Below are 20,234 nucleotides of genomic sequence, written 5' to 3' on the forward strand. Positions count from 1 at the left end.
CCCGCCGGTGGGCGGGTACGGGCCGCCCGGTCACCCGACCGCGCTCGACCCGTCGGGCACGACGGCCGTCTCCTCCACGACGGCCGTCACGTCGTTTCCGGCCGCGCGGTCGCCACGGGTGAGCCACCAGGTGGCGCAGCCACTCCCCAGCACGGCCACCGCGAGCACCAGCCACCCCCAGGACCGGAACGTGATCACGAGGGCGGGCAGTACCGCAGGGCCGATGACGCGTTCCGCCGTGTTGCCCAGGTTGAACGTGGAGAGGTACTGGGAGCGGTTGCCCTCGGGGGCGAGGTCCATCGAGATCTGCCAGGAGGACGCCGCCTGCCACATCTCGGCCACCGTCAGCGCGAGTACACCGGCGATCAGGACCGGGATCGCAGCGGCCGCGTCGTCCCACCACGACGACACCAGGAAGAAGCAGGCCGCCAGCGCGAGCATCGCGGCGGACGCGAACGCGGCCCGGCCCGCCCCGGGGAGGCTGGATATGTGCCGGGTGGCGGGCAGTTGCAGGAGCGAGACGATGACCGTGTTCACGATCAGCGGGACGGCCACGAAGGTGTCGGGAATCCCGGGTGTCGCCAGGATCCAGAGCGGCAGCAGCACATTGAGGGTCGTGACGTGCAGGGTGAGCAGCGAGTTGAGCCCGGTGAAGGCCAGATAACGGCGGTCCCGGAAGGCCCACTTGCGCTTGGTCCGCAGCGGCACCGGCACCGGGTTCGACAGCTTGATCCGCATGAGCAGGCCGGCGCAGAGCACATAGAACAGTGCGATGCCCAGCAGTGTCGCCTTGAAGACCCAGGGCCGGTCCGTCGCGATCGCCAGGCCGGCGACCAGCCCGCCCACCGCGTAACCCACGTTACGGACGGACCGCACGACGGCCATCAGCCGCACCCGGCGGTCGTCACCGGCGACGTCGGCGACGATGGCCTGACTGACACCGCCCGCCGTACGATCGGCCACCGCGGTCAGCAGGACGACGGCCAGGTAGACGGGGAACGACGTGACGAAGATGTAGCAGGCGAACCCGGCGGCGCGCCACAGGTTGAGCACGATCAGGGTGCGACGCGCTCCGAAGCGGTCGCCGATGACCCCCATCGGAATGGTCAGGACGAACCCGACCGCGCCGGCGAGGGACAGCCCCAGGGCGAACTGAGTGGGTGTGAGGCCGCTGATCCGGGTGAAGAAGATCGCCGCGAGTGCGGCGAACAGGCCGGTGCCCATGGAGTCGGACAGGCAGCTCACGACAAGGGCGCGCTCCGCGGTCGAGCTGCCGCTCACCGCCTCACGGAGTCTGCGCAGCGGCCCCTTCACGGCTTCGGGCGCCGGAGCACCGGCGGTCATGCGGGGCTGCCGGGGACAGCGACCACGAAGCGCAGACCGGCCACCGCCGTGCGCGCCGCCGCCAGGGCCTCCTCGGGCCCTTCGGCGACCACCCACACATGTGCGGGACGGCCACCGGATGAGGTGACCGGTTCCAGCCGGTCGCCGGGTCCGCTGCGCACGACGACGTCGCATATCCCCGGCCGGGTCCTTATCTCATCGGCGCCGATGACCTCCACTATCTCGCCGGGTGCCTGGGGCGTCGCGTACCAGATCGCGGCGGAGCGGGTGTCGCCCGCGGCCTTCTCCAGCTGGCTGCGGGCCTCACCGAGGGAGGGCACGCCGATGCTCTGCCGGGCCAGCGCCGCGACGATGTCGACGCCGCGGGCCTCGCGCAGCAGATAGGGGATGCGGTCGCCGCCCTGGCGCAGGTGGGTCTCCACGATCCTGACCGTCTCCCCGGTCACGATGACCTCGGTGTGGCTGGCGCCTTCACGGATGCCCAGTGCGTCCAGGGCCCGTGCGACCGTCGTCACGATCCGGTGCTCGTCGGCCGCGGCGAGCGGCGCCGGGAGTACATGGCCCAGCTCCACGAAGCCGCCGGGCAGGAGGTGCTTCTCCGTGACGCACAGGGCGAGGTGCTCGCCGTTCTCACTGAGGCACTCGACGCTGAACTCCGCGCCCTCGTGGAAGGGTTCGACCAGCACCTCGGTGTGGTGCAGACCGGCCGCGGCCGAGCGGGAGACCGCGAGCAGGCCGTCCAGGCCGTCCGGCCCTTCGAGCCGCACCACTCCGTGGCTGCCGACCCCTTTGCCCGGCTTGCAGATCAGCGGGTAGCCCACCCGGGCGCCGAACTCGGCGATCTCCTCGGCCGTGCCGGCCTCGATGCAGGGGGTGTCGTCGACGCCCGCACCGGCGAGCCGCTCCCGCATCAGCTTCTTGCTGTCGACAGCCCGGACGGTCTGCGGGGTGTGCCAGGACAGTCCGAGCTCCAGCGCGATCTCGGCGGCGGGGGTCTGTCCCGCCTCGCCGTAACAGACCACCCGGTCCACCGGCTCCACCGCGTGCACGAAGCGGGCGGCGGCGACCCACTCGCCGGCCGGGGCGTGCTCGTCCAGGACGACCACCCTGCGATGGTCCTCGGCGCGCCCCGACTTGCGGGCTTCCTGGGGGGTGCACAGGACGCTGGTCCGCAGACCGGGAGAGAGCTCCCTGGCGTACGCCACGATGTCCCGCTCGTCACCGACGACCAGAAGGTGTCCCACCGGCGATGTGACCGGTGAGGGGGCCGGCGGTGGGGTCTGTTCATTCGAAGGCATCTGCGCCGCACTCCAAGAAGGGTCGTATGGGGGCGTCAGGCCGCGCGTCGCTGCCGCACGGCGTTGATCCGACGCATCCCCGCGAAGACTGGCAGGACGGCCGCCACCAGCACCTGCAGGGTGCAGCCGGTGACCATCAGCTTCTCGCCGCCCGCGATACCGGTGGCCCAGGCCACCAGGCACCCGATATTGGCCGATCCCCACACGATGGTGGCGACCGCCAGCTTGCCGGTGGGCTTCGGGTACTCGACCCGGCTCACCATCAGCCAGGCGACGCCCAGGACGGCGAGCAGGGTGGGAACGAACGGCAGTTGAAGCAGAACGATCGAGACGACGGTGAGGGCGGCGAAGGGAATCGGCATCCCCTGGAACATGCCGTCCTGCATCGTGGTGCAGGAGAACCGGGCCAGCCGCAACAGCCCGGCCAGCAGCACCGCGAGGCCGGCCAGGACGACGAGGCCCGGGTAGTCGGTGCCGCTCACCAGCCCCCAGACGACGACGAAGTAGGCCGGCGCGAGACCGAAGCTGATCAGGTCGGAGAGGTTGTCGAGTTCGGCTCCCATGCCGGAGCTGCGGAACCTGCGCGCGACCAGCCCGTCACACAGGTCGAACAGGGAGGCCATCAGCATGAGCAGGACCGCGGTGGCACCGGCCTGGCGTACCTCTCCCACTCCCTGGCCGGGGCCGTCACTGAGGTAGGGGACCAGCACGTTGGTCGTGATGAAGTACACCGAGGCGAAGCCGCAGACCGCGTTGCCGAGGGTCAGCACATCGGCGATCGAAAGCCGCGCAGGGGACACCGCGTTCTGAGCGCTCTCAGCGCTCTCGGCGATCTCCTCCGTTGTCCATGACGCCGGAAGCTCGGAATCGGTAACGCTCAACGGTCTCTCCTTCTGGACACTCTGGCTGTGGGCGAAGCCGACCGCGCGAATGGCCGCAGCCGGGCGGCGGGGCCCGGTGGCCGGACGGTCGAAGACCTGACCGTACAGCCGAGCACCGCCGTCGGCCCAATGCACCGATCAGAACGGGATCTCGGTCAACCAGTCCGCGTGCTGCGGGGATTGGCCCCGGACGGCCGCGCCGTACGCCGCGTCCAGCGCGCGCGTCACCCCGCCGGCCGTACCGTCCCCCACCTGGAGTCCGTCCACCCAGGTCACCGGCAGGATCTCCCAGCCGGTGCCCATGAAGAACACCTCGTCGGCCAGATAGAGTTCGGTACGGTCGACCTCGCGCTCCACGACCTCGTGGCCCAGCTCCCGCAGCAGGGTCAGCGAGGTCTCCCGGGTGAGGCTCTCCAGGATTCCGCTGGTCGTCGACGGCGTGATCACCACCCCGTCGCGCACCAGGGCGATGCAGGCGCCGGGCCCCTCACTCACCTTGCTCCGCTCGTTCAGCAGAATCGGCCAGTCGTGTCCGTTCTCCCTCGCCTCGATCATCGCGAGCCGGCCGTTGTGGTAGTTGGAGAAGGCCTTGACCCGCGGAGGCATGGACGACTCGTTGATGCGGGTCCAGGAACTGACCGCGGCCCGGCAGCCCCGCTCGGTGCCCAGGCCGCTCTGGAACGTCCAGCTGTCGACGACCACTTCGCAGCGCACACCCGCCGGGACCATCTGCTCCTGGATGGTGCCCGCCGGGAAGGCCCACGGCCGCAGATACACGTCCTCGCGGTACCGGTTGGCCGCGATGACCTCCAGGACCGCCGCCCGCAACTCCCCCAGGCCGTACGGCAGATCGAGCCGCACGATGCGCGCGGAGTCGTAGAGCCGCCTGAGGTGTTCGTCGAGCCGGAAGACCAGCAGCCTGTCCCCGTCGTGCGAGAGATAGGCCTTGATGCCTTCGAACACCGCCGCGACGGAGGCATGACCCACGGCGTTGACGTGGATGGTCGCCTCCGCCCACGGCACGAGTTCACCGCTGCGCCAGAGCCACTCGGGCCCGCCGCGGTCGGGGCGCACCAGTGAATCCATGATGGACATGGCCGCGCCGGAGATCTCAGTTTCGGTCGTCATACGGATGTCACCTCTTGGTGCTTGGTGGGTGTGAGGTGTTCCAGGCTCGCCAGCACCAGGTCGGCTTCGCCCAGCGTGCGGCGGCTGCCACGCTCTCCCGGGACCGCCACACAGCGCAGCCCCGCTGCCTTGGCAGCGGCGACGCCCGTGGCGGAGTCCTCCAGGGCGAGGCCGTCCTCCGCCCGGGTGCCGAGTAGCTCAAGTCCTCGCAGATACAGGTCGGGTGCGGGTTTCCGGGCGTGGACCTGGTCGCCCGTGACCACCTCGGCGAACCGGTCGATGACCCCCAGGCGTTCGAGGTGTCCCCGCACCCAGGCGCGGTCGGAGCTGGAGACGACAGCGCACGGGATGCCCTGCCGCCGGGCACCGTCCAGCAGCCGGGCCACTCCCGGCCGCAGCGGTTCGGCGCCGGCGAGCCGTGCCTTGTCCGCGCGCCGCTCCGCCAGTTCCTCCGGGGTGAGCGCCCGGCCCAGCCTCCCGGCCAGGTCGTCGGCGGCGTACGACTCCCCCGAGGCCCGGCCCGTCATCGCCGCCCAGACCTCGTCGGGGAAGACCAGACCGTGCCGCCCGTAGAAGTTCTCCCAGGACAGATGCGCCGCCCGTTCCGTGTCACAGATCAGGCCGTCGAAGTCCAGCAGGAGCGCCTGGGCGGTGAGGGCGCGGACGGCAGTCACCGGCCGGTGCGTGTGCCTCCGAGCACACGCCTCAGGTAGTCGCTGGTGAACAGGGACGACGGGTCGAGTTCGGCGCGGACGTCCTGGAACGTCTTCCAGCCCGGGTAGCGGTCCGCGATGAGCTCGGCCGTCGCCGTGTGGGCCTTGCCCCAGTGCGGGCGGCCTTCGTGCTCCAGCAGCACCGCCTCGAAGGTGCGCAGCAGTTCGGTGTAGCCCACCGTTCGCGGCACGGTGATGTTGACGTAGGCCGTCGTCCGCCCGTGGGCCGGGCTGAGCAGCAGGTCGTCACCGGCGCTGAAGCGGACCGTGACCGAGTACGGGGTGCGCAGACCGAAGGCCTTGACGTCCTCGTGCACATGGCGGACCGCGTCGGTCGCCGAGGTCAGCGGCAGGGCGTATTCCAGGGAGAGGAACTTGACCGGCTGCGGGAAGGTGAACGCGTTGTAGCTCACGTCCACGTAGTCCCCGGGACCGGGTCCGCCGCCGAGCTGGGCGGTCATGATCCGCCGTACGGCGCGCTGGTCGATCCGCCCCACCAGTCCGGCCGTCGTGCAGCGGACCTCGCCGAGGGTGTTCGCCCGGCGGCGGCGCTCGGCGTCCGCCGACGGCGGCGCATCGGTCGGGTTCAGCTTCAGGGTGGAGGCGCTGTCGCTCCATCCCTTGAGCGAGAAGGTGGCGTGCTCGGCGCTGCGGGCGTACGCCTCGATGTCCTCCAGAATGCTGTCCAGTGGGCAACTGCCTTCTGTCACACGGAGGTTGTAGCGCGGCACGCACTGGAGGGTGACCGTCGATATGACACCGAGCGCGCCGAGCGAGGTGGCCGCAGCGGCGAACAGCTCGGGGTCCTCGTCCCGGCCGCAGCTGCGGATCGTCCCGTCGGCCGTGACGAGTGTCAGGGCGATGACCTGGCCCGAGAAGGGCCGGTGGCCTATCCCGCTGCCGTGGTTGCCGGTCGAGATGGCGCCGGCGATGGTCTGATATTCGAGGGTTCCCATGTTGGACAGGGCGAGTCCGGCCTTGTCCAGCGCCCAGTTGAGCTCCCTGAGCAGGGTGCCGCCGCGCACGGTGACGGTCGAGGCGGCGGGGTCGAGGGCGACGATGCCGGTGTAGCCGGTCATGTCCAGGACGACGCCACCGGTCGTGACCAGCGGGTTGAACGAGTGGCCGGTGCCGGCGGCGCGCAGGACAAGACCGCGGTCGGCGGCGTAGCGCACGGCGTCGACCAGGTCGCTCTCGTGGGTGGCTCGGATCAGCCGGTCCGGGGTGCAGCGGGCCGAGCGTGCCCAGTTGCGCCAGCTGGTCGGGGCTCCGGCGCCCCGGTTGAGCAGGCTCATACGGTCGTCCTCCGGGATTCGGTTTCGCTGCGCAGCACCGCGCAGTGGCGGGCCACGGCGTCCTGCCAGGTCGGCATGGTCACACCGAGCGCGGCCAGCCGGTCGGTGTTGAGTGCCGAGACCTTCGGGCGGCCCCCGACGAAGGTGCAGTCGTCGAACGAGACGGCGGTCGGCGGGTGTTCCGCGTGCAGCTTCGGGTCGTACGCGTTGAGGGCGTGCGCCCCGAGTTCGTACCGGGTCGCGCTGTTGCGGTTGGCGACATGCACCGTGCCGACCGGGAACTCGTCCAGGCCGATCAGGTGGATGATCGCCCGCGCCAGGTCCACGGTGTACGTGGGGCGGCTGTACTGGTCGTCGATCAGCTCCTGGCGCTCACCTCGCTCGGCGGACCGGATCGTGGCCAGGACGTCGTCGTTGTTCTCGGCGGCTCCGCCGAAGAGCCAGGAGGTGCGGACCACGAGGTGCTCGGGTACGCGTTCGGCGATCTGCTCACCGGCGAGCTTGGTCAGGCCGTACACACTCAGCGGGTTGGGTGTGTCGGTCTCCCGGTAGTCGCCCTCCGGTGCGGCGATCCCGTCGAAGACGTAGTCGCTGGAGATGTAGACCATGCGGCTGCCGGCCGCCCGGCAGGCCTCGGCGACCTGGTGCACACCGGCGACGTTGACGCGCAGGCCGAGTTCGACGTCGGTCTGGCAGGCGGCCACGATGGATATGGCGGCCAGGTGCAGGACGACGTCGGGACGGAACCCGGCGATGGACTCGGCCACGGCCTGCTCGTCGGCGATGTCGAAGTCGGATACGGAGACGCCGAGTACGGGCCAGCCCGCGGTCCGCGGGTCGGCGGCCAGCTCCTGGGTGACGGCCTTGCCGAGGCTGCCGTCCGCTCCGGTGATGTAGACGCGCATCGTCACTCCTCAGAGGTTTCCGAACTCGGCCCGCAGGTCTGCCGCGGTCGCACCGGAGCTGATCCGGTCGCGGATCTCGTTCTCGCGCGCCGCGACGCCACGGGCGCTCTCCAGTACCTCCTTGGCGGAGCCGGACGGGACGGTCGCGACGCCGTTCTCGTCGGCCACGACGATGTCGCCCGGGAAGATGACCTGTCCGCCGACCGAGACCGGGACGTTGACCTGGACGGGCTCGATGCGGTCGTGGACGGCACCGGGCGACTGCCGCGGGGAGGTGGTGCGGTACCAGACGGGGAAGCCGATGTCGCGGATCTCGTCGATGTCGCGGGCGGCCCCGTCGATGATGGCTCCGGCGATGCCGAACTTGTGGGAGACCGTGGCGGTCAGACCGCCCCACATGGCGGTGGTCGCCAGACCGTGGCAGGCCATCACGATGACGTCGCCGGGCTGGGCGCGGGACAGGATGGGCAGCGTGTTGACCCAGTCGTCGATCGACAGGTTGATGGTGAACGCCGGACCGGCGATCTTCTGGTCGTTCCGGACGACCTGGAAGCCGCCCAGGGCGCCGGCGCGGCGCTGCGCGTCGGTCACCACACAGCTGGGGCTGTACTCGGCGAGCAACTCGCGGAAGCCGTCGGTGATTTCCTGGCTCGGCCGGACGAGTTCGTTGTAGACGGTGTCCATACGGTGCTCCTGTTTCGGAAGGTGTGGGTTGCGGCTCGGGCCCGGGCGGGTCAGCTGCCCGTGGCCTGCCGGATGCGGTCCTGGATCCGCGCGGCGAGCCGCTCCGCGCTGAGGCCGTGGGCGTCGAGCACCTCGGCCTCGGTGCCGCACAGCGGTACATCGGTCAGGCCGATCCCGGTGAAGGACGCGACCCTCTCGGTGCCGAGCTCCAGGAGGGCCCTGGCCAGCAGGTCCGCCTGCCCGCCGTGGGTGTAGTGGTTCTCCACGACGAACAGGTCGTCGGTGTCGGCCGCCAGGGCGGAGAGCCATCCGCTGTCCACCCGGTTCAGCCAGGGCAGCGCGACGACGGTCAGGTCCACTCCGTCGGCGGCGAGCAGGTCGGCTGCGCGCAGCAGTTGGGTCAGGACCACCGGTCCCGAGCCGATGGCCACGGTCCTGCCGCCGGCGCGTACGACCCGGCCGTGTCCGGTGGCCAGCGGCTCCGCGCCCAGGGCCTCTGCCTCGTCGGGCACCGGGGTGCTGACGAGCCGGAGATACACGCTCGCATCGGTCTCGGCACAGAACCCGACCGCGGCACGGGCCTCGGCGGAGTTGGCAGGCTCCAGCACGACCAGGCCCGGGATGGCGCCCACGGCGCTGACGTCCCGGACGGCCTGGTGGGAGTGGCCGGGGCCGGCCGGCAGCAGGCCCGCGAGGGAGCCGACGTAGACCACCTTCCGGTGCTCCGACGCGTTGGTGTACATCTGCTCGTTCGGGCGTGCGTGCAGGAAGCACGAGAAGGAGTGCACGAAGGGCAGCAGGCCGCGCGAGGCGAGGCCGCCGGCCATCGACACCATGTCCTGCTCCGCGATGCCGCACTCGACGAAGCGCTCCGGCAGTGTCTCGGAGAACGGGATGAGGCCGGTGTCGAGCACCAGGTCCGCGTCGAGCGCGACGATGCGCTCGTCCGTCCGTGCGCGCTCGGCGAGCGCGCGCCCGTACACCTCGGGCAGCCGCGGCCCGGTGGCCTTGGCGGGCGGAGCCGTGTCCGCGTGCGAGAAGGTGAGCGGGGCAAGACCGTGGCGGGCCAGCAGGGTGTCGACGGCGGTGGTGAGTTCCCGGTGTGCGCCGAGGTAGTCATCAGCGGCCGGGGCTCCGCTGTGGAAGCGGTAGCGCCATTCGTCGTCGGGCATCGAGGTGGCGGCGAAGGTGGCGCAGCCGGCGCCCTTCACGGTGTCCGCGATGATCACGGCGGGCTTGCCCGCGTGCTCCTTCTCACGGAGCCGGAACGCCTCGTCGAGTTCGTGTGCGTCGTTGCCGTCGCAGCGGAGCACGCCCCAGCCGAAGGCGGCGAACTTCGCCTCGATGTCGCCGAGATCGCTCACATGGGCGACCCAGGTGTCGGACTGGATCTTGTTGTGGTCGACGATGACCGTCAGCTCGCCGAGGCCCCGGTGGACCGCGCCCGCCAGCGCCTCCCAGTTCTGCCCCTCCTGGAGCTCGCCGTCGCCGGTCAGTACGTAGACACGCCGGTTCACGCCGGTGAGGCGGTTGGCCAGGATCATGCCCTTGGCCTTGGAGATCCCCATGCCGAGTGAGCCGCTGTTGGCGTGCATGTGCGGGATGGAGACGTCCGGGTGACCGGGCAGCCCGCCGAGCCGGCGCAGCTGGTGGAGCTTCTCCTGCGGCAGTGCTCCGAGGGCGATCAGGGCCGAGTAGAGGCCGGGTGCGTCATGGCCCTTGGACGAGAAGTAGATGTCGCCGTCCCCGGCGAACGGCGAGCGCATTTCCTCCAGCAGCAGCCAGGCGACGGTGTCGGCCGCGCTGAAGCTGGATCCGATGTGCCCGGATCCGGCGCGCATGATGCTGTACAGCGTGTTGATGCGGGCCGCGTCGGCGAAGGCCTTGTTGCGGTCGTGCCGGTCGGGGATGCCGTCGAGAATGCGGGTGAACTCGTCGGCGGGCAGCCAGGCGAGAGAGGTGTTCATGGGTTCTCCAGAAGTAGGCGGGGCGGGCTGCGCCTCACCAGCTGACGTAACCGCCGTCCACGAGCAGCTCGGTGCCCGTGACATAGCTGCTCATACCGGAGGCGAGGAAGAGCAGCGGTCCGGTCAGGTCCGCTGCCTCAGCCATCCTGCGGAGGGGGACGCGCTCGCCGAACTTGCGGCGGAACTCTCCGTCCTGACCACCGCTGACACCGCCGGGCGAGAGCGTGTTGACGCGTACGCCCACCGGTCCCCACAGCGCCGCGAGGTACCGGGTGAGGGCGGCCGCTGCCGCCTTGGACATCCCGTAGGCCGGCGGCTTGAGGAACGGCGGATCCTGCGGCAGGTGCTCGTACAGGCGCGGATCGGGCGCCATCGACCCGTACAGGGAACCGATGTTGACGATCGACCCGGCGCCGTTGCGTGCCATCTCGGATCCGAAGACCTGGCAGACCCGCAGGACTCCCAGGGCGTTGACGTCCAGTACGGCTGCGGACACGTCGGCCGGGATGTCCCCGAAGAGCCAGCTGCCGCCGGTGGCCGACGGTGGCTGGTCGATACCCGCGTTGTTGACGAGGATCGTGGGCGTACCGGCCATGGCCTGACATGACGTCAGTGCCGATGTGAGGCTGCCGGTGTCGGTGACGTCCGCCGTTACGAGGTGGAAGCGCCGTTCGTCATGACGGCTCGTCACATCCTTGAGGGCGTCGGGCAGTACGGTCGTCCGGTCCAGGCCGACCACCTGAGCGCCCGCGCCCAGGAGTGCGTCCGTCCAGATCGCGCCGAGCTTGCCCAGGACACCGGTGACGACCGCGACCTGTCCGGTGAGATCGATGTGCGCGTTCACGGCGCCGTCAGCCGAGGTTGCTGAGCTGAATGCTGTCGTCCGCGGCCAGCGGCTCCAGCAGGGTACGGCCGACCAACTCACCCAGCAGGTACGGCCGCAGGCCGTCACCGGGCGACTTGATGGCGATGCTGTCCGTGGTCAGCGTCTCACCGGCGCGCAGGTCGCGTGCGGCGACCAGTTTCTTGGCCATCTTGTGCAGGGCCGGCTGCTCGACCGGCAGCACCTGCTTGACCGGGTCGCCCAGCGAACGGCGGGTCCGCTCCAGGCCGTCCACCAGCACGCGCAAGTGGTCGGCCTCCAGCGAGAAGTGGTGGTCACTGCCCGGCATGGTGCGGTCCAGGGTGACGTGCTTCTCGACGACACGTGCGCCGAGCGCGTACGCGATGACGCTGGACTCCGTCTCGACGTCGTGGCCCGACAGGCCGACGACGACATCCGGGAACTCCTCGCGGAAGGTGCTGATGACCGAGAGGTTCAGCACGTCCGGGGTGGCCGGGTAGGCGGCGGTGCACTGGAGCACGGCCAGCTGGGAGTTGAGCGGCAGGACGGTGTCCACGGCGCGGCGCACGTCTTCCATGGCCGCGCCACCCGTGCTGATGACCAGCGGGATGCCGGTCTTCGCCGCGTAGGCGAGCAAGGGGGTGTTCGTCAGGTCGCCCGAGGCCATCTTGATGGCGGGCATGCCCAGTTCGGCGAGGAAATCGACGCTTTCGAAGTCGAACGCGGTCGAGAAGAAGGCAATGCCGGTCTCGGCGGCCACACCGGCGAGGTGCCGGTACTCCTTCTCGCCGAATTCCACCGCTTCGCGGTGCTCACCGTAGGTCGCGCCATAGCTGTTGCGGCCGGTGTAGGGGCTGTTGTACATCGCCTTGGTGAACAGCGCCTTGTTATTGCGCTTCTGGAGCTTCGCAGCGTGCGCGCCGGACTTCGCGGCCATACGCACGAGTTCTTCCGCCAACCCGAGATCGCCACCGTGATTGTGGCCGATCTCGGCTATGACATACGCATCCGTACTGTCAGTGATGGTGGAGTTGCCGATAGTTATACTGCGCGCCATTTTTGCGTTCCCCCCGCTTATGCGCAATCCCCTGTTTAATCCCCCAGCAGGCGGCTCGGCATACCGGCCAGCATCGCCCCCGAGGTGATTGACCTTCAGAACGCTAGCATGGTCTGATGCCGAAGGCACCTGTGAAAGATGCCCCAACGCCCCTGCAATCAGGGCGTATTGTCGGAAGACGTCGCATGTACGGACCGCAGGCGGAAGGCCTGCGATGGTCGCGGCTCTGCTTTCCCGTTACCTCATCCTGGCGCGGCCTTCAACGGCACGGCCCTTCAACGAATTGAGAGACATACCACGGTGAGCATCCTCCTCCTGCACACACGGAACCTCAGTCGGCGCAAGCATCTGGCTCAGGTACGGCGCTACGCACTGGAGCACGGTGAGCGTCTCCTGATGGTCATGAAGAATCCGACGTGGGAGGCCGGCTTCGTCGACCGGGTGGTCGAGGCCGACACGGCCGACCTCCAGGAGACCCTGGACGCCGCCCGCCGGCTCGCCGCGGATGAGACCGAACCCATCCGCGGTGTGCTGACGTTCGTGGAGCAGAGCGTCCCCGCGGCCGCCGCCGTCGCCGCCGAACTCGACCTGCCATCGGTGGGCGAACAGGCCGCCTACCTGGCCCGGGACAAGTTCGCCATGCGTACCGCGTTCGGCGCGGCGCAGCTGGGTCAGCCCGGCTTCGCGCTGGCCCGCGACCTGGCCGAGGCGCGCGAAGCGGCCGCCCTGGTCGGCTACCCCCTGGTCCTCAAGCCGCTCATCGGCGGCGGCAGCAAGTACGTACGGCGGGTGGATGACGACGCCGGGCTCGCGGAGCACTTCGACTCCATCCAGCGCGGGGCGTGGACGGGCTTCACCCATGACCCGCTGCATGTGAGCACCCGTCAGGAGTACGGCGAGGCCATCCTTCTGGAGAGCTATGTCCCCGGCTCCGAAATCAGTGTCGAATCCATCGTGGTCGGCGGGCGGACACATGTGGTGGCGATCCATGACAAGCCGCTGCCCATGGAAGGGCCCTTCTTCGAAGAGGTCTACTACACAACTCCCACACGCCTTCCGCAGGAACTTGTGGATCGCATCACAGCGGCGACTGCGACAGCTCACCGCGCGCTCGGAATCGATACCGGGGCCACACATACGGAGTTCCGGATCACTGCGGAGGGCGATCTCCGCATTCTGGAAACGGCGGGACGTCTGGGGGGCGGGCCCGTATATCAGTCCGTACTCCTCAGCACGGGTATCGACATGGTCGACGCCCTGCTCGACGTGAGCACGGGGCGCGAAGCCGACCTCGTTCCGCCACGGCCCGCGAAGCCCACCGGTTTCTATCTGTTCTTCGCGGAACGGGCGGGTGAACTGACGGGTGTGCACGGTATGGACAAGGTCGCCGACGACGAACGCGTCGCGGAAGTGGTGATGTACGGGGAGCCGGGCGACAAGGTCCTCGTACCGCCCCATGCTTCGGCCGCGCACGGACACGTTCTGTTCTCCGACGAGACCGCCGAGGCCGTGGACGCCGGATTCCGTGAATTCCGCGACATAATCTCTGTGGAGGTCTCGTGAGATTCCTCGTACTCAACAGAACACCCCTCTCGGGCCGCCGGTTCCCGGAGTGGATCGGTGACCGGCACGAGGCGGTGCTGCTCACGGACGCGGCAGCGGTCTCGGCGGACCCCGCGGTCCGTGCGGAGCAGCTCGCCGGTTACGCGCACGTGGAGATCGCACACGACTTCCACTTCAACCCGCTCATGGAGCAGCACGCCCTGGAGCTGCACCGGGAGACGCCCTTCGACCGGGTGATCGCCCTGTCGGAGTTCGACATCCTGCGGGCCGCCCGCCTGCGCGGGCTGCTCGGGGTGCCGGGTCAGGACAGCGAGAGCGCGAGCGCGTTCCGCGACAAGCTCCGGATGAAGCAGCTGCTGGAGAAGTCCGCTGTGCCGGTGGCCCCTTACGCCCCGGTGTGCCATCTGGACGATCTGCTCGGTTTCGTCGCGGAGCACGGTTTCCCGGTAGTCGTGAAGCCCCGGCGGGGTGGCGGCTCCATGGGGGTCCGGGTCATCCGGGACACGGACGGTCTGCGGGCCCTGCTCGCGGACCACCGCGAGCTGGGCACGGACGACGGTGCCCAGTTGCTGGCCGAGCGGTACATCGAGCACGAGCTGTTCCATGTCGACGGCATCGTCACGGACGGCGTGCCGAGGCTGATGTGGCCCTCCACCCAGGGGGACACCTCGTGCCTGGACATCATGGCGGGGAAGCCGCTGCACAGCGCCCTGCTGGATGCCGGTGATCCGCTGCGGGAGCCGCTGGTGGCCATCACCCGTGAGGCCCTGGCCGCGCTGCCCTCTCCCGGGACGTTCATGTTCCACGCCGAGGTCTTCCGGGACACGGCGGGGCGGCTCGTGTTCAACGAGGTGGCGAGCCGTATGGGCGGCGGCATGATCGAGCAGGTTCTGCAGCTCGGCTTCGGCGTCACCCTGCCCGAGGTCTATGTGCGGTCCCTGGCCGGCAACGCGGTGCCGCAGATCCCTGCCGTCCCGCAGCGGATCGCCGGGCTGTCCCTCTTCCCGCCCCGTCCGGGCACGCTGGTGGAGATCCCCGGCGAGTGCCCGGTGCCCGGGATCACCGCCTACCACCGGCATGCGGAGGCGGGGACGGTTCTCGGGACCGCTCGGACCAGCGTGGAGAAGATCGGTTCCGTGCTGGCCACCGGAGACTCACGGGCCGAGGTGGAAGCCTCGCTCGCGGCAGCTCTGGACTGGTTCGAGCGTTCCACGGTGATCCGTACGCCGGAGGACGAGCTCGCCACGACGGCGGTCCCCGCGGTCTGAACACGGCAGCGCCCCGGCCTCCGGGCCGGGGTGCTGCCGTGGGGGGCCTTCATGGGTCAGGCGTCCGAACTGCCCAGCAGTTCCGACGCCATACGGGCGACGGTCGTGCTCCTGAGGACCTCGGCATGCCGGTCCTCGAAGAGGATCTCCCTGCCGACGAGTGCCGCGTCCGGCAGCAGCAGCACGGACCGGGTGCGGTTCAGTCCGCTGTCGGGGCTGGACGAGCAGAGCGCCGTCCCGGCCGACCACAGCGGAACCACGTTGACCGCGTCCGCGATGGCCAGCGACGAGAGCCGCGCGGTCGCCAGGCCGAGTGCCTGGCCTGCCATCCCCGCCACGGAACCGACCCGCTCCGGCTCATCGCCGATGGCCTGGCTGAGGACCCCGTGGAGTCCGATGGCCAGCGCTCCGGCGTCGTCATCGGCCCCGGCGTCGGCCAGCAGGGCCGCGCTCTCGCGCTCCAGCCGCTCCAGGGCCCGGCCGGTGAGGCTGTGGGACACGGTGGAGACCAGTCGGCGGAACTCGTCCACGACAGTGCCGGAATCGACGAGTTCAGGGTCGAACAGCAGGACCTCCGGGGCGCGCCCCTGGTCCCTGCCGACCCCGTCGGCGATGGCTCCGGCGAAGATGCCGCCCACCCCGTAGCCGAGTACGGCGCGCACCCGCAGACCAGCGGCGCGTACTTCATCGGTCCAGGGTGCGATGTACTCGTCGAGGCACGTGCCGCGCGGGTGGGTCCGGTCGCTCTCCGTGGCCCGCCAGACGGTGTGCCGGGTGTCCAGAAGTGGAATCAGCTCCCGGAAGTCGGAAGGGGCCGGACCGCGGGGAGGGGTGTCGACCGCGAGAATCAGTTCTCCGGAATCCCCGGAGCGCAGCTCTTCCCAATGTGCAAGACCGCGCATGGCACCCTCCACGTGGCGAGAAATGTTGTGGTGCGTGAGTCCGTCTGTGACACCTGTGCCGTCAGCACCGACGACCGGCCCGGAGTGCAGGGTTTGCGGGGGATGGATGACCCCGCCGCTCCGGACCGACCGGCGGGAGAGCGGCTCATGTCATCCGGGGATGCCATGGGGCCGCTCTCTTCGTGGACGGCCGGGACCACACGCACAGGTCCCTCGGGGGGCCCGGGGCGGGACACTGATGCGCTGTTCGGCCGTTCCTCGCCTCCTACGGTATGGACGGGGCCACTCCGCCCATACCCCTAGTGGCCCCTAGCCCTGCCCTGCCGTGTCCTGCCCTGCCGTGTCCTGCCGTTCCTGCCGTGTCGTGTCGTGTCCTGCCCTGTCCGGTCACATGGACTGCAGCTGGGGCAGCGGGAGGAAGGTGGGCAGCGCCCGCCTGCTGTTCACCCCGAGCTTGCGGTATACGCGCGTCAGGTGCTGTTCCACGGTGCTCACCGTGATGAAGAGCCGGCGGCTTATCTCGCGGTTGCTGAATCCCTTCGCCGCCAGCACGGCGACCCGCTCCTCCGCCTCGCTGAGCGTCACCGCGTCCGGGCAGGCGCCCGTTCCCTCGCTCGGCGGCGCCTGGTCCGGCTCCTGCGCGGGTGGCGCCGTGCGCTGGGCCGGCAGCACCGGCGCGGGCCTGAGGCCCGATTCGCAGATCTTCGTCTCCTGGACCGCCCGCCAGGCCGTCACCCTTGCCTCGTCGAATTCCCCGACGCTCCGGTGTGCCTCGCTGAGGTCCGCCAGCGAGCGGGCCAGCTCCATCCGGTCGCCGGAGAGCTGGAGCAGGTCGACGGACTGGCGCAGCAGCCTGGTGCGCTGCATCAGATCGCTGCTCCCGGCGAGCAGCCGCAGCGCCACGCCCTGGGTGTGCATGTCCACGCCCTGGGGCCTGTTGAGTTCCTGCTTGACGAGGTCCTGGGCCACCTTCGTACGGCCGAGCTGCATATTGGCCTCGGCGAGGCCGTTGCGCCACGGTACGAGTTCGGAGACGTCCAGGTCGTGGTCGTAGGCCAGCCGGCCGCAGGTCTGGAAGTCCTTGACGGCGGCCAGGACCCGGTCGGTCGCCAGGTAGTAGTGGCCTCGCGCGTTCAGGAAGCGCAGTCCCCAGACGGTGGTGGGCGCTGCCTCCGAGGTCATCTGACGAACCGATTCCTCCGCGGCCTCGTACATGTGGAGGCCCGTCTGGGCCCGGATCAGGGTACTCAGGGGGTATCCGAGCATCACCCCCCAGCTCTGCGCCGGCAGCAGGGCGAGCGCCGCCGATGCGTGCGTGGCGGCGCCACTGAGATCACCTCTGCGCAGCGCGATGTCGGCCCGGACGGCGCCCAGCGCGGCCTGCCAGGTCAGTCCGCCGCGGCGGACCGCCTCCGCGTACAGGGCCTCACAGCGCTCGGACGCACGGTTCAGCTGGTTGCCGCACAGCAGCGTGAGCAGTGCGGCGATGACGACCTCCAGCAGGGTCTCGCCGAGCCGGCAGCTCTCCAGGATGTGTACGGCGCTGGACAGGGCGGCCCTCGCCGCGGCCGAACCGGGCCCGCCGGACACCGATTTGACCGCCCGGGTCCACGGGTCCTCCTCGCATTCGGGGTTGCCGCCATCGGAGCGGCATGCGGTGTGCCCGGACGCCGATCCGTAGAACCACCGGTAGATGAGGACGAGTTCGGCCTCGGTGTACTCGTTCCGGGGGCCTTCGAGCGTCATGTACGCCTCGTTGGCGGTCCGGGCCGTCTCCAGGTCTCCCTGCCAGAGCGACTGCCGCAGGAGCGAGACGGCGTCCTGCTTGGTCACCTTGCCCTCGTGCATCGCCTGCCGGGCACACGCGTGGTACCGGTCGGCGGCGGCCGGATCGCGCTGCCAGACAGCGCGGGCGAGCCCCCTGCGCAGTTCGCGCCGCTCTTCCGCCGAGGTGCAGGCGGTGACCGCCAACTCCAGGCATTCGATGACGAGATCGACGTCGTCGTCCGCCTGGGCCCAGACAGCGGCGCTCCGCAGGACCGGGACCGTCCAGTCCCCGACGGCTCTGCCCGACGCGATGACATGCCCCGCGACGGTCACCGGGTCGGCGCCGCCGTTCTGCAGCAGTTGGGCGCTCACCCCGTGCATCCGGGCCCGTTCGACGGTGTCGAGTGTGCCCAGCACGGCGGTCTGGGCCGCGCCGTGCCGGAACCGGGCGCCGTCCAGCAGGCCGGCCGCCGACAGCACTTGGATCACCTGCTCGGCGCTTTCCACCGGGAGCGAGAGCAACTGCCCCACCAGCGGCGCCGATGCCTCCTTGCCCAGTACGGCGAGCCCCTGGGCCACCCGCAGCAGCCGGGTGTCCCAGCGGTAGAGGCAGGTGAGCACCGCCTGGGCGAAGGCGGGACCGGCGACCTGCTCGGCGAATCCCTCCTCGTCCCCCTCACTCCCCGGGCTGCCCGGCCCGGCGTACAGGTCCTCCAGCACAGCCCGGACCAACAGCGGGTTGCCCGAGGTGAAGCGGTGGAGATCCGGTGCATAGCGCTCGGCGCTCTGCGGTTCCGTCTCCTGCGCCATCAGCGCGGACACCTCCGCGACCGTCAACGGCGTGAGCCGCAGCCGCCGGTGCGGCTGCTGGGTGATCTCGGCGTGGAAGCGCGAGAGTGCCGGGTGCGCCCAGCTCCATTCGGTGAGCACGATCATCACCTGGGCCGAGGCCATGCGACGGCGCAGGTGGAGGATGAGGTGGAGCGAGAGCCCGTCCACGAACTGGATGTCGTCGATGCTGATGACCAGCGGCTGTTTGCGGGACAGCTCCAGCAGTTCGAGGCAGATCGCGTGGATGATCCGCGCGTCCTCCTGGCTGAGATCCGGGCCATCCGGGCTGGACCCCCTGGTGAGGGAGTCCGACTGAAGTACCCGGGCGATCCGTTCGGCCGTCTCCGGCGGGATCTCGGCGCTGCGGAACAGCTGGTCGATCACGCCTACCGGGAAGGCCGACTCCGCGCGGGAGCCGGTGGCCGCGAGATGGAGTGCGCCGGTCTTTTTCACCTCTCTCGAAAATTCGTACATCAAGTGGGTCTTTCCGCTCGCCAAACCGCCTGTGATCAGGGCGAGTTGCCCTGATCCGCCAGCGCATTCAGCGAACTGACCCCTAAGATTTTCCAGCGCTCCACGGTGTGCGATTTGCACCATGTTCCGCCGCCCCCTGATATCTGCAAAGATGAAGAAAAATGATGGGGCTTCACGCCCCGGCGTCATCGGTCGCGCCTAGCAGAAATAGCACGCCGTAAAGACTGACCAGAAAAAAGCTACCGGCAGCGAGCCTTCACTCCGTTGAGCACCAAGTGGGTGATCTCCCGGAGTTCGGACTGCAACTGCGCGTCGGCGCCCGAGCGGCACCACCGATAGAGCGAGCCCAGGTAGACGTCGTGCAGTACGTTGCCGACCTGCGCGACATCGATGTCCTGGGAGAACTCGCCGCAGGCCTTTCCCCGCGCCACCACATCGGCGAACAGCTCCGCCGTGAAGGGCTCTTCCGAGAGCGGGTATCCGGCCTTCACCCATGCCTTGATCATGGCCTGGGTGCATTCACCGTCGTTCTCGTTCATCTTGCCGAGGGCGACCAGACAGCCCGACAGCCTCTGTTCGGCGTCACGTTCACCATCGGCCATATTGACCTCCTCGATACAGTCCCTCAATCTCGCCCGTCTTCGCTCTCCCCATTCGACAATCAGATCCTCCTTGCGGTGGAAGTGATTGAAAAAGGTGCCGCGTGCGACATCGGCACGCGTGGTGATCGCTTCGATCGACGTGCCCTCGTAACCATTTTCGGCGAACAGCGCGATGGCCGCTTCGTAGAGTTTCGCCCTGACCTGCCGCTTGTTGCGCTCGCGGCGGCCGCCGGTCGCGACGCGCCCGTCAGCTGTCTGTTCGTGGTCCACCGTGTCTCCTCGTCCCTGTGGGGTCGTCTCCGCGTCCGAGTCACGTGCATGGGTGCCGCCCTGCCCGGTGGGCAGGCAGTCGGTCCAGACATTCGGGGTGGTGTGCGCGGCGACGAGTGAGGACGGGCGGGCGGTGTCGACCACCACGCCGGGGCCGCGCAGGTACAAGTACAGGGGAGAGCCGTCCGGCGGTGACCGCCCGGATGCGGGCTCCGGTCGAGCCCCGGGTGCTGCGCCCGCTCAACGGGCGGTGCTGATCGGCGTATTCGGCGATGACCCGGCCCACCCACACTCCGGAGCGGCCGGCGGCCACGCCGCCCGGGCCGATCCGGGCGTCTTCGAGGGCTCCCCGCGCGGCCGGGTCCTGTTCGGCGCGCAGCGGACGCTGTCGCGGATCCATGACCTCGGCCCCGGCTATGCCGTTGGCCCCCGGTAACCGGC

Annotated in this window: 16 protein-coding genes; 2 read left to right on the forward strand and 14 right to left on the reverse strand. The window is 69.7% G+C overall.

Translation table 11 applies throughout. From position 1 onward, the window contains the following. Positions 1-30: 30 nt before the first annotated feature. From OG385_RS04680 to OG385_RS04730, 11 genes are all read right to left on the reverse strand, one after another. On the reverse strand, positions 31-1,344 hold the full coding sequence (locus OG385_RS04680) for an MFS transporter (protein ID WP_266852087.1): 1,314 nt from the start codon (positions 1,342-1,344) through the stop codon (positions 31-33). Next, on the reverse strand, positions 1,341-2,642 hold the full coding sequence (locus tag OG385_RS04685) for an ATP-grasp domain-containing protein (protein ID WP_266852089.1): 1,302 nt from the start codon (positions 2,640-2,642) through the stop codon (positions 1,341-1,343). Before OG385_RS04685 ends, OG385_RS04680 begins: the two co-directional genes overlap by 4 nt. A 35-nt stretch (positions 2,643-2,677) precedes the next feature. Beyond that, positions 2,678-3,475: a CDP-diacylglycerol--serine O-phosphatidyltransferase gene (pssA, locus tag OG385_RS04690; protein WP_266860634.1), complete on the reverse strand. Its 798-nt coding sequence runs from the start codon at positions 3,473-3,475 to the stop codon at positions 2,678-2,680. A 186-nt stretch (positions 3,476-3,661) separates the two neighbouring features. Further along, positions 3,662-4,651: a branched-chain amino acid transaminase gene (locus tag OG385_RS04695; RefSeq protein WP_266852091.1), complete on the reverse strand. Its 990-nt coding sequence runs from the start codon at positions 4,649-4,651 to the stop codon at positions 3,662-3,664. Continuing rightward, the gene (locus OG385_RS04700; protein WP_266852093.1) at positions 4,648-5,325 is read right to left on the reverse strand and encodes an HAD family phosphatase; all 678 of its coding nucleotides are present in this window, start codon (positions 5,323-5,325) and stop codon (positions 4,648-4,650) included. The genes OG385_RS04695 and OG385_RS04700 overlap by 4 nt, the downstream gene beginning before the upstream one ends. Then, positions 5,322-6,659, reverse strand: coding sequence for a D-arabinono-1,4-lactone oxidase (locus tag OG385_RS04705; RefSeq protein WP_266852095.1), 1,338 nt, complete (start codon positions 6,657-6,659; stop codon positions 5,322-5,324). The genes OG385_RS04700 and OG385_RS04705 overlap by 4 nt, the downstream gene beginning before the upstream one ends. Next, a complete protein-coding gene (locus OG385_RS04710; RefSeq protein ID WP_266852097.1) occupies positions 6,656-7,564 on the reverse strand; it encodes an NAD(P)-dependent oxidoreductase in 909 nt (302 codons plus the stop codon). Before OG385_RS04710 ends, OG385_RS04705 begins: the two co-directional genes overlap by 4 nt. Positions 7,565-7,573: 9 nt before the next feature. Beyond that, positions 7,574-8,248: an RraA family protein gene (locus OG385_RS04715; protein ID WP_266852099.1), complete on the reverse strand. Its 675-nt coding sequence runs from the start codon at positions 8,246-8,248 to the stop codon at positions 7,574-7,576. A gap of 50 nt (positions 8,249-8,298) precedes the next feature. Further along, a complete protein-coding gene (locus tag OG385_RS04720) occupies positions 8,299-10,215 on the reverse strand; it encodes a transketolase C-terminal domain-containing protein (protein ID WP_266852100.1) in 1,917 nt (638 codons plus the stop codon). Positions 10,216-10,249: 34 nt separating this feature from the next. After that, the gene (locus OG385_RS04725; protein WP_266852101.1) at positions 10,250-11,059 is read right to left on the reverse strand and encodes an SDR family oxidoreductase; all 810 of its coding nucleotides are present in this window, start codon (positions 11,057-11,059) and stop codon (positions 10,250-10,252) included. Positions 11,060-11,066: 7 nt separating this feature from the next. Continuing rightward, entirely contained in the window at positions 11,067-12,116 is a 1,050-nt protein-coding gene (locus tag OG385_RS04730) for an N-acetylneuraminate synthase family protein (RefSeq protein ID WP_266852102.1), read from the reverse strand. A 300-nt stretch (positions 12,117-12,416) separates the two neighbouring features. Between OG385_RS04730 and OG385_RS04735 the strand changes: the two genes are divergently transcribed. Together OG385_RS04735 and OG385_RS04740 are read left to right on the forward strand one after the other, a co-directional pair. Then, on the forward strand, positions 12,417-13,679 hold the full coding sequence (locus OG385_RS04735; protein WP_266852104.1) for an ATP-grasp domain-containing protein: 1,263 nt from the start codon (positions 12,417-12,419) through the stop codon (positions 13,677-13,679). After that, positions 13,676-14,947 carry an ATP-grasp domain-containing protein gene (locus OG385_RS04740; RefSeq protein WP_266852106.1) on the forward strand — a complete coding sequence of 424 codons (1,272 nt, stop codon included), beginning with the start codon at positions 13,676-13,678 and terminating at the stop codon, positions 14,945-14,947. The genes OG385_RS04735 and OG385_RS04740 overlap by 4 nt, the downstream gene beginning before the upstream one ends. A 56-nt stretch (positions 14,948-15,003) precedes the next feature. On the opposite strand, the gene OG385_RS04745 is transcribed toward OG385_RS04740, so the two are convergent. The 3 genes from OG385_RS04745 to OG385_RS04755 all read right to left on the reverse strand — a co-directional run bounded on the left by OG385_RS04745 (position 15,004) and on the right by OG385_RS04755 (position 19,940). Continuing rightward, positions 15,004-15,849, reverse strand: coding sequence for a hypothetical protein (locus OG385_RS04745; protein ID WP_266852108.1), 846 nt, complete (start codon positions 15,847-15,849; stop codon positions 15,004-15,006). A gap of 387 nt (positions 15,850-16,236) precedes the next feature. Then, the gene (locus tag OG385_RS04750) at positions 16,237-19,110 is read right to left on the reverse strand and encodes an AAA family ATPase (protein WP_323183630.1); all 2,874 of its coding nucleotides are present in this window, start codon (positions 19,108-19,110) and stop codon (positions 16,237-16,239) included. 50 nt (positions 19,111-19,160) lie between these two features. Continuing rightward, positions 19,161-19,940, reverse strand: coding sequence for a TetR/AcrR family transcriptional regulator (locus OG385_RS04755; RefSeq protein WP_266852110.1), 780 nt, complete (start codon positions 19,938-19,940; stop codon positions 19,161-19,163). Between the last annotated feature and the right edge of the window lie 294 nt (positions 19,941-20,234).

This window comes from Streptomyces sp. NBC_01306, assembly GCF_026340465.1.
In the GTDB taxonomy this organism is placed as follows: domain Bacteria; phylum Actinomycetota; class Actinomycetes; order Streptomycetales; family Streptomycetaceae; genus Streptomyces.

Excerpts from the sequence above, each read along its gene's own strand:
- OG385_RS04745 (WP_266852108.1), bottom strand. The coding sequence starts at position 15,849 with ATGCGCGGTCTTGCACATTGGGAAGAGCTGCGCTCCGGGGATTCCGGA.
- OG385_RS04710 (WP_266852097.1), bottom strand. The coding sequence starts at position 7,564 with ATGCGCGTCTACATCACCGGAGCGGACGGCAGCCTCGGCAAGGCCGTC.
- OG385_RS04685 (WP_266852089.1), bottom strand. The coding sequence starts at position 2,642 with ATGCCTTCGAATGAACAGACCCCACCGCCGGCCCCCTCACCGGTCACA.
- OG385_RS04705 (WP_266852095.1), bottom strand. The coding sequence starts at position 6,659 with ATGAGCCTGCTCAACCGGGGCGCCGGAGCCCCGACCAGCTGGCGCAAC.
- OG385_RS04715 (WP_266852099.1), bottom strand. The coding sequence starts at position 8,248 with ATGGACACCGTCTACAACGAACTCGTCCGGCCGAGCCAGGAAATCACC.
- OG385_RS04720 (WP_266852100.1), bottom strand. The coding sequence starts at position 10,215 with ATGAACACCTCTCTCGCCTGGCTGCCCGCCGACGAGTTCACCCGCATT.
- OG385_RS04750 (WP_323183630.1), bottom strand. The coding sequence starts at position 19,110 with ATGACGCCGGGGCGTGAAGCCCCATCATTTTTCTTCATCTTTGCAGAT.
- OG385_RS04680 (WP_266852087.1), bottom strand. The coding sequence starts at position 1,344 with ATGACCGCCGGTGCTCCGGCGCCCGAAGCCGTGAAGGGGCCGCTGCGC.
- OG385_RS04730 (WP_266852102.1), bottom strand. The coding sequence starts at position 12,116 with ATGGCGCGCAGTATAACTATCGGCAACTCCACCATCACTGACAGTACG.
- OG385_RS04695 (WP_266852091.1), bottom strand. The coding sequence starts at position 4,651 with ATGACGACCGAAACTGAGATCTCCGGCGCGGCCATGTCCATCATGGAT.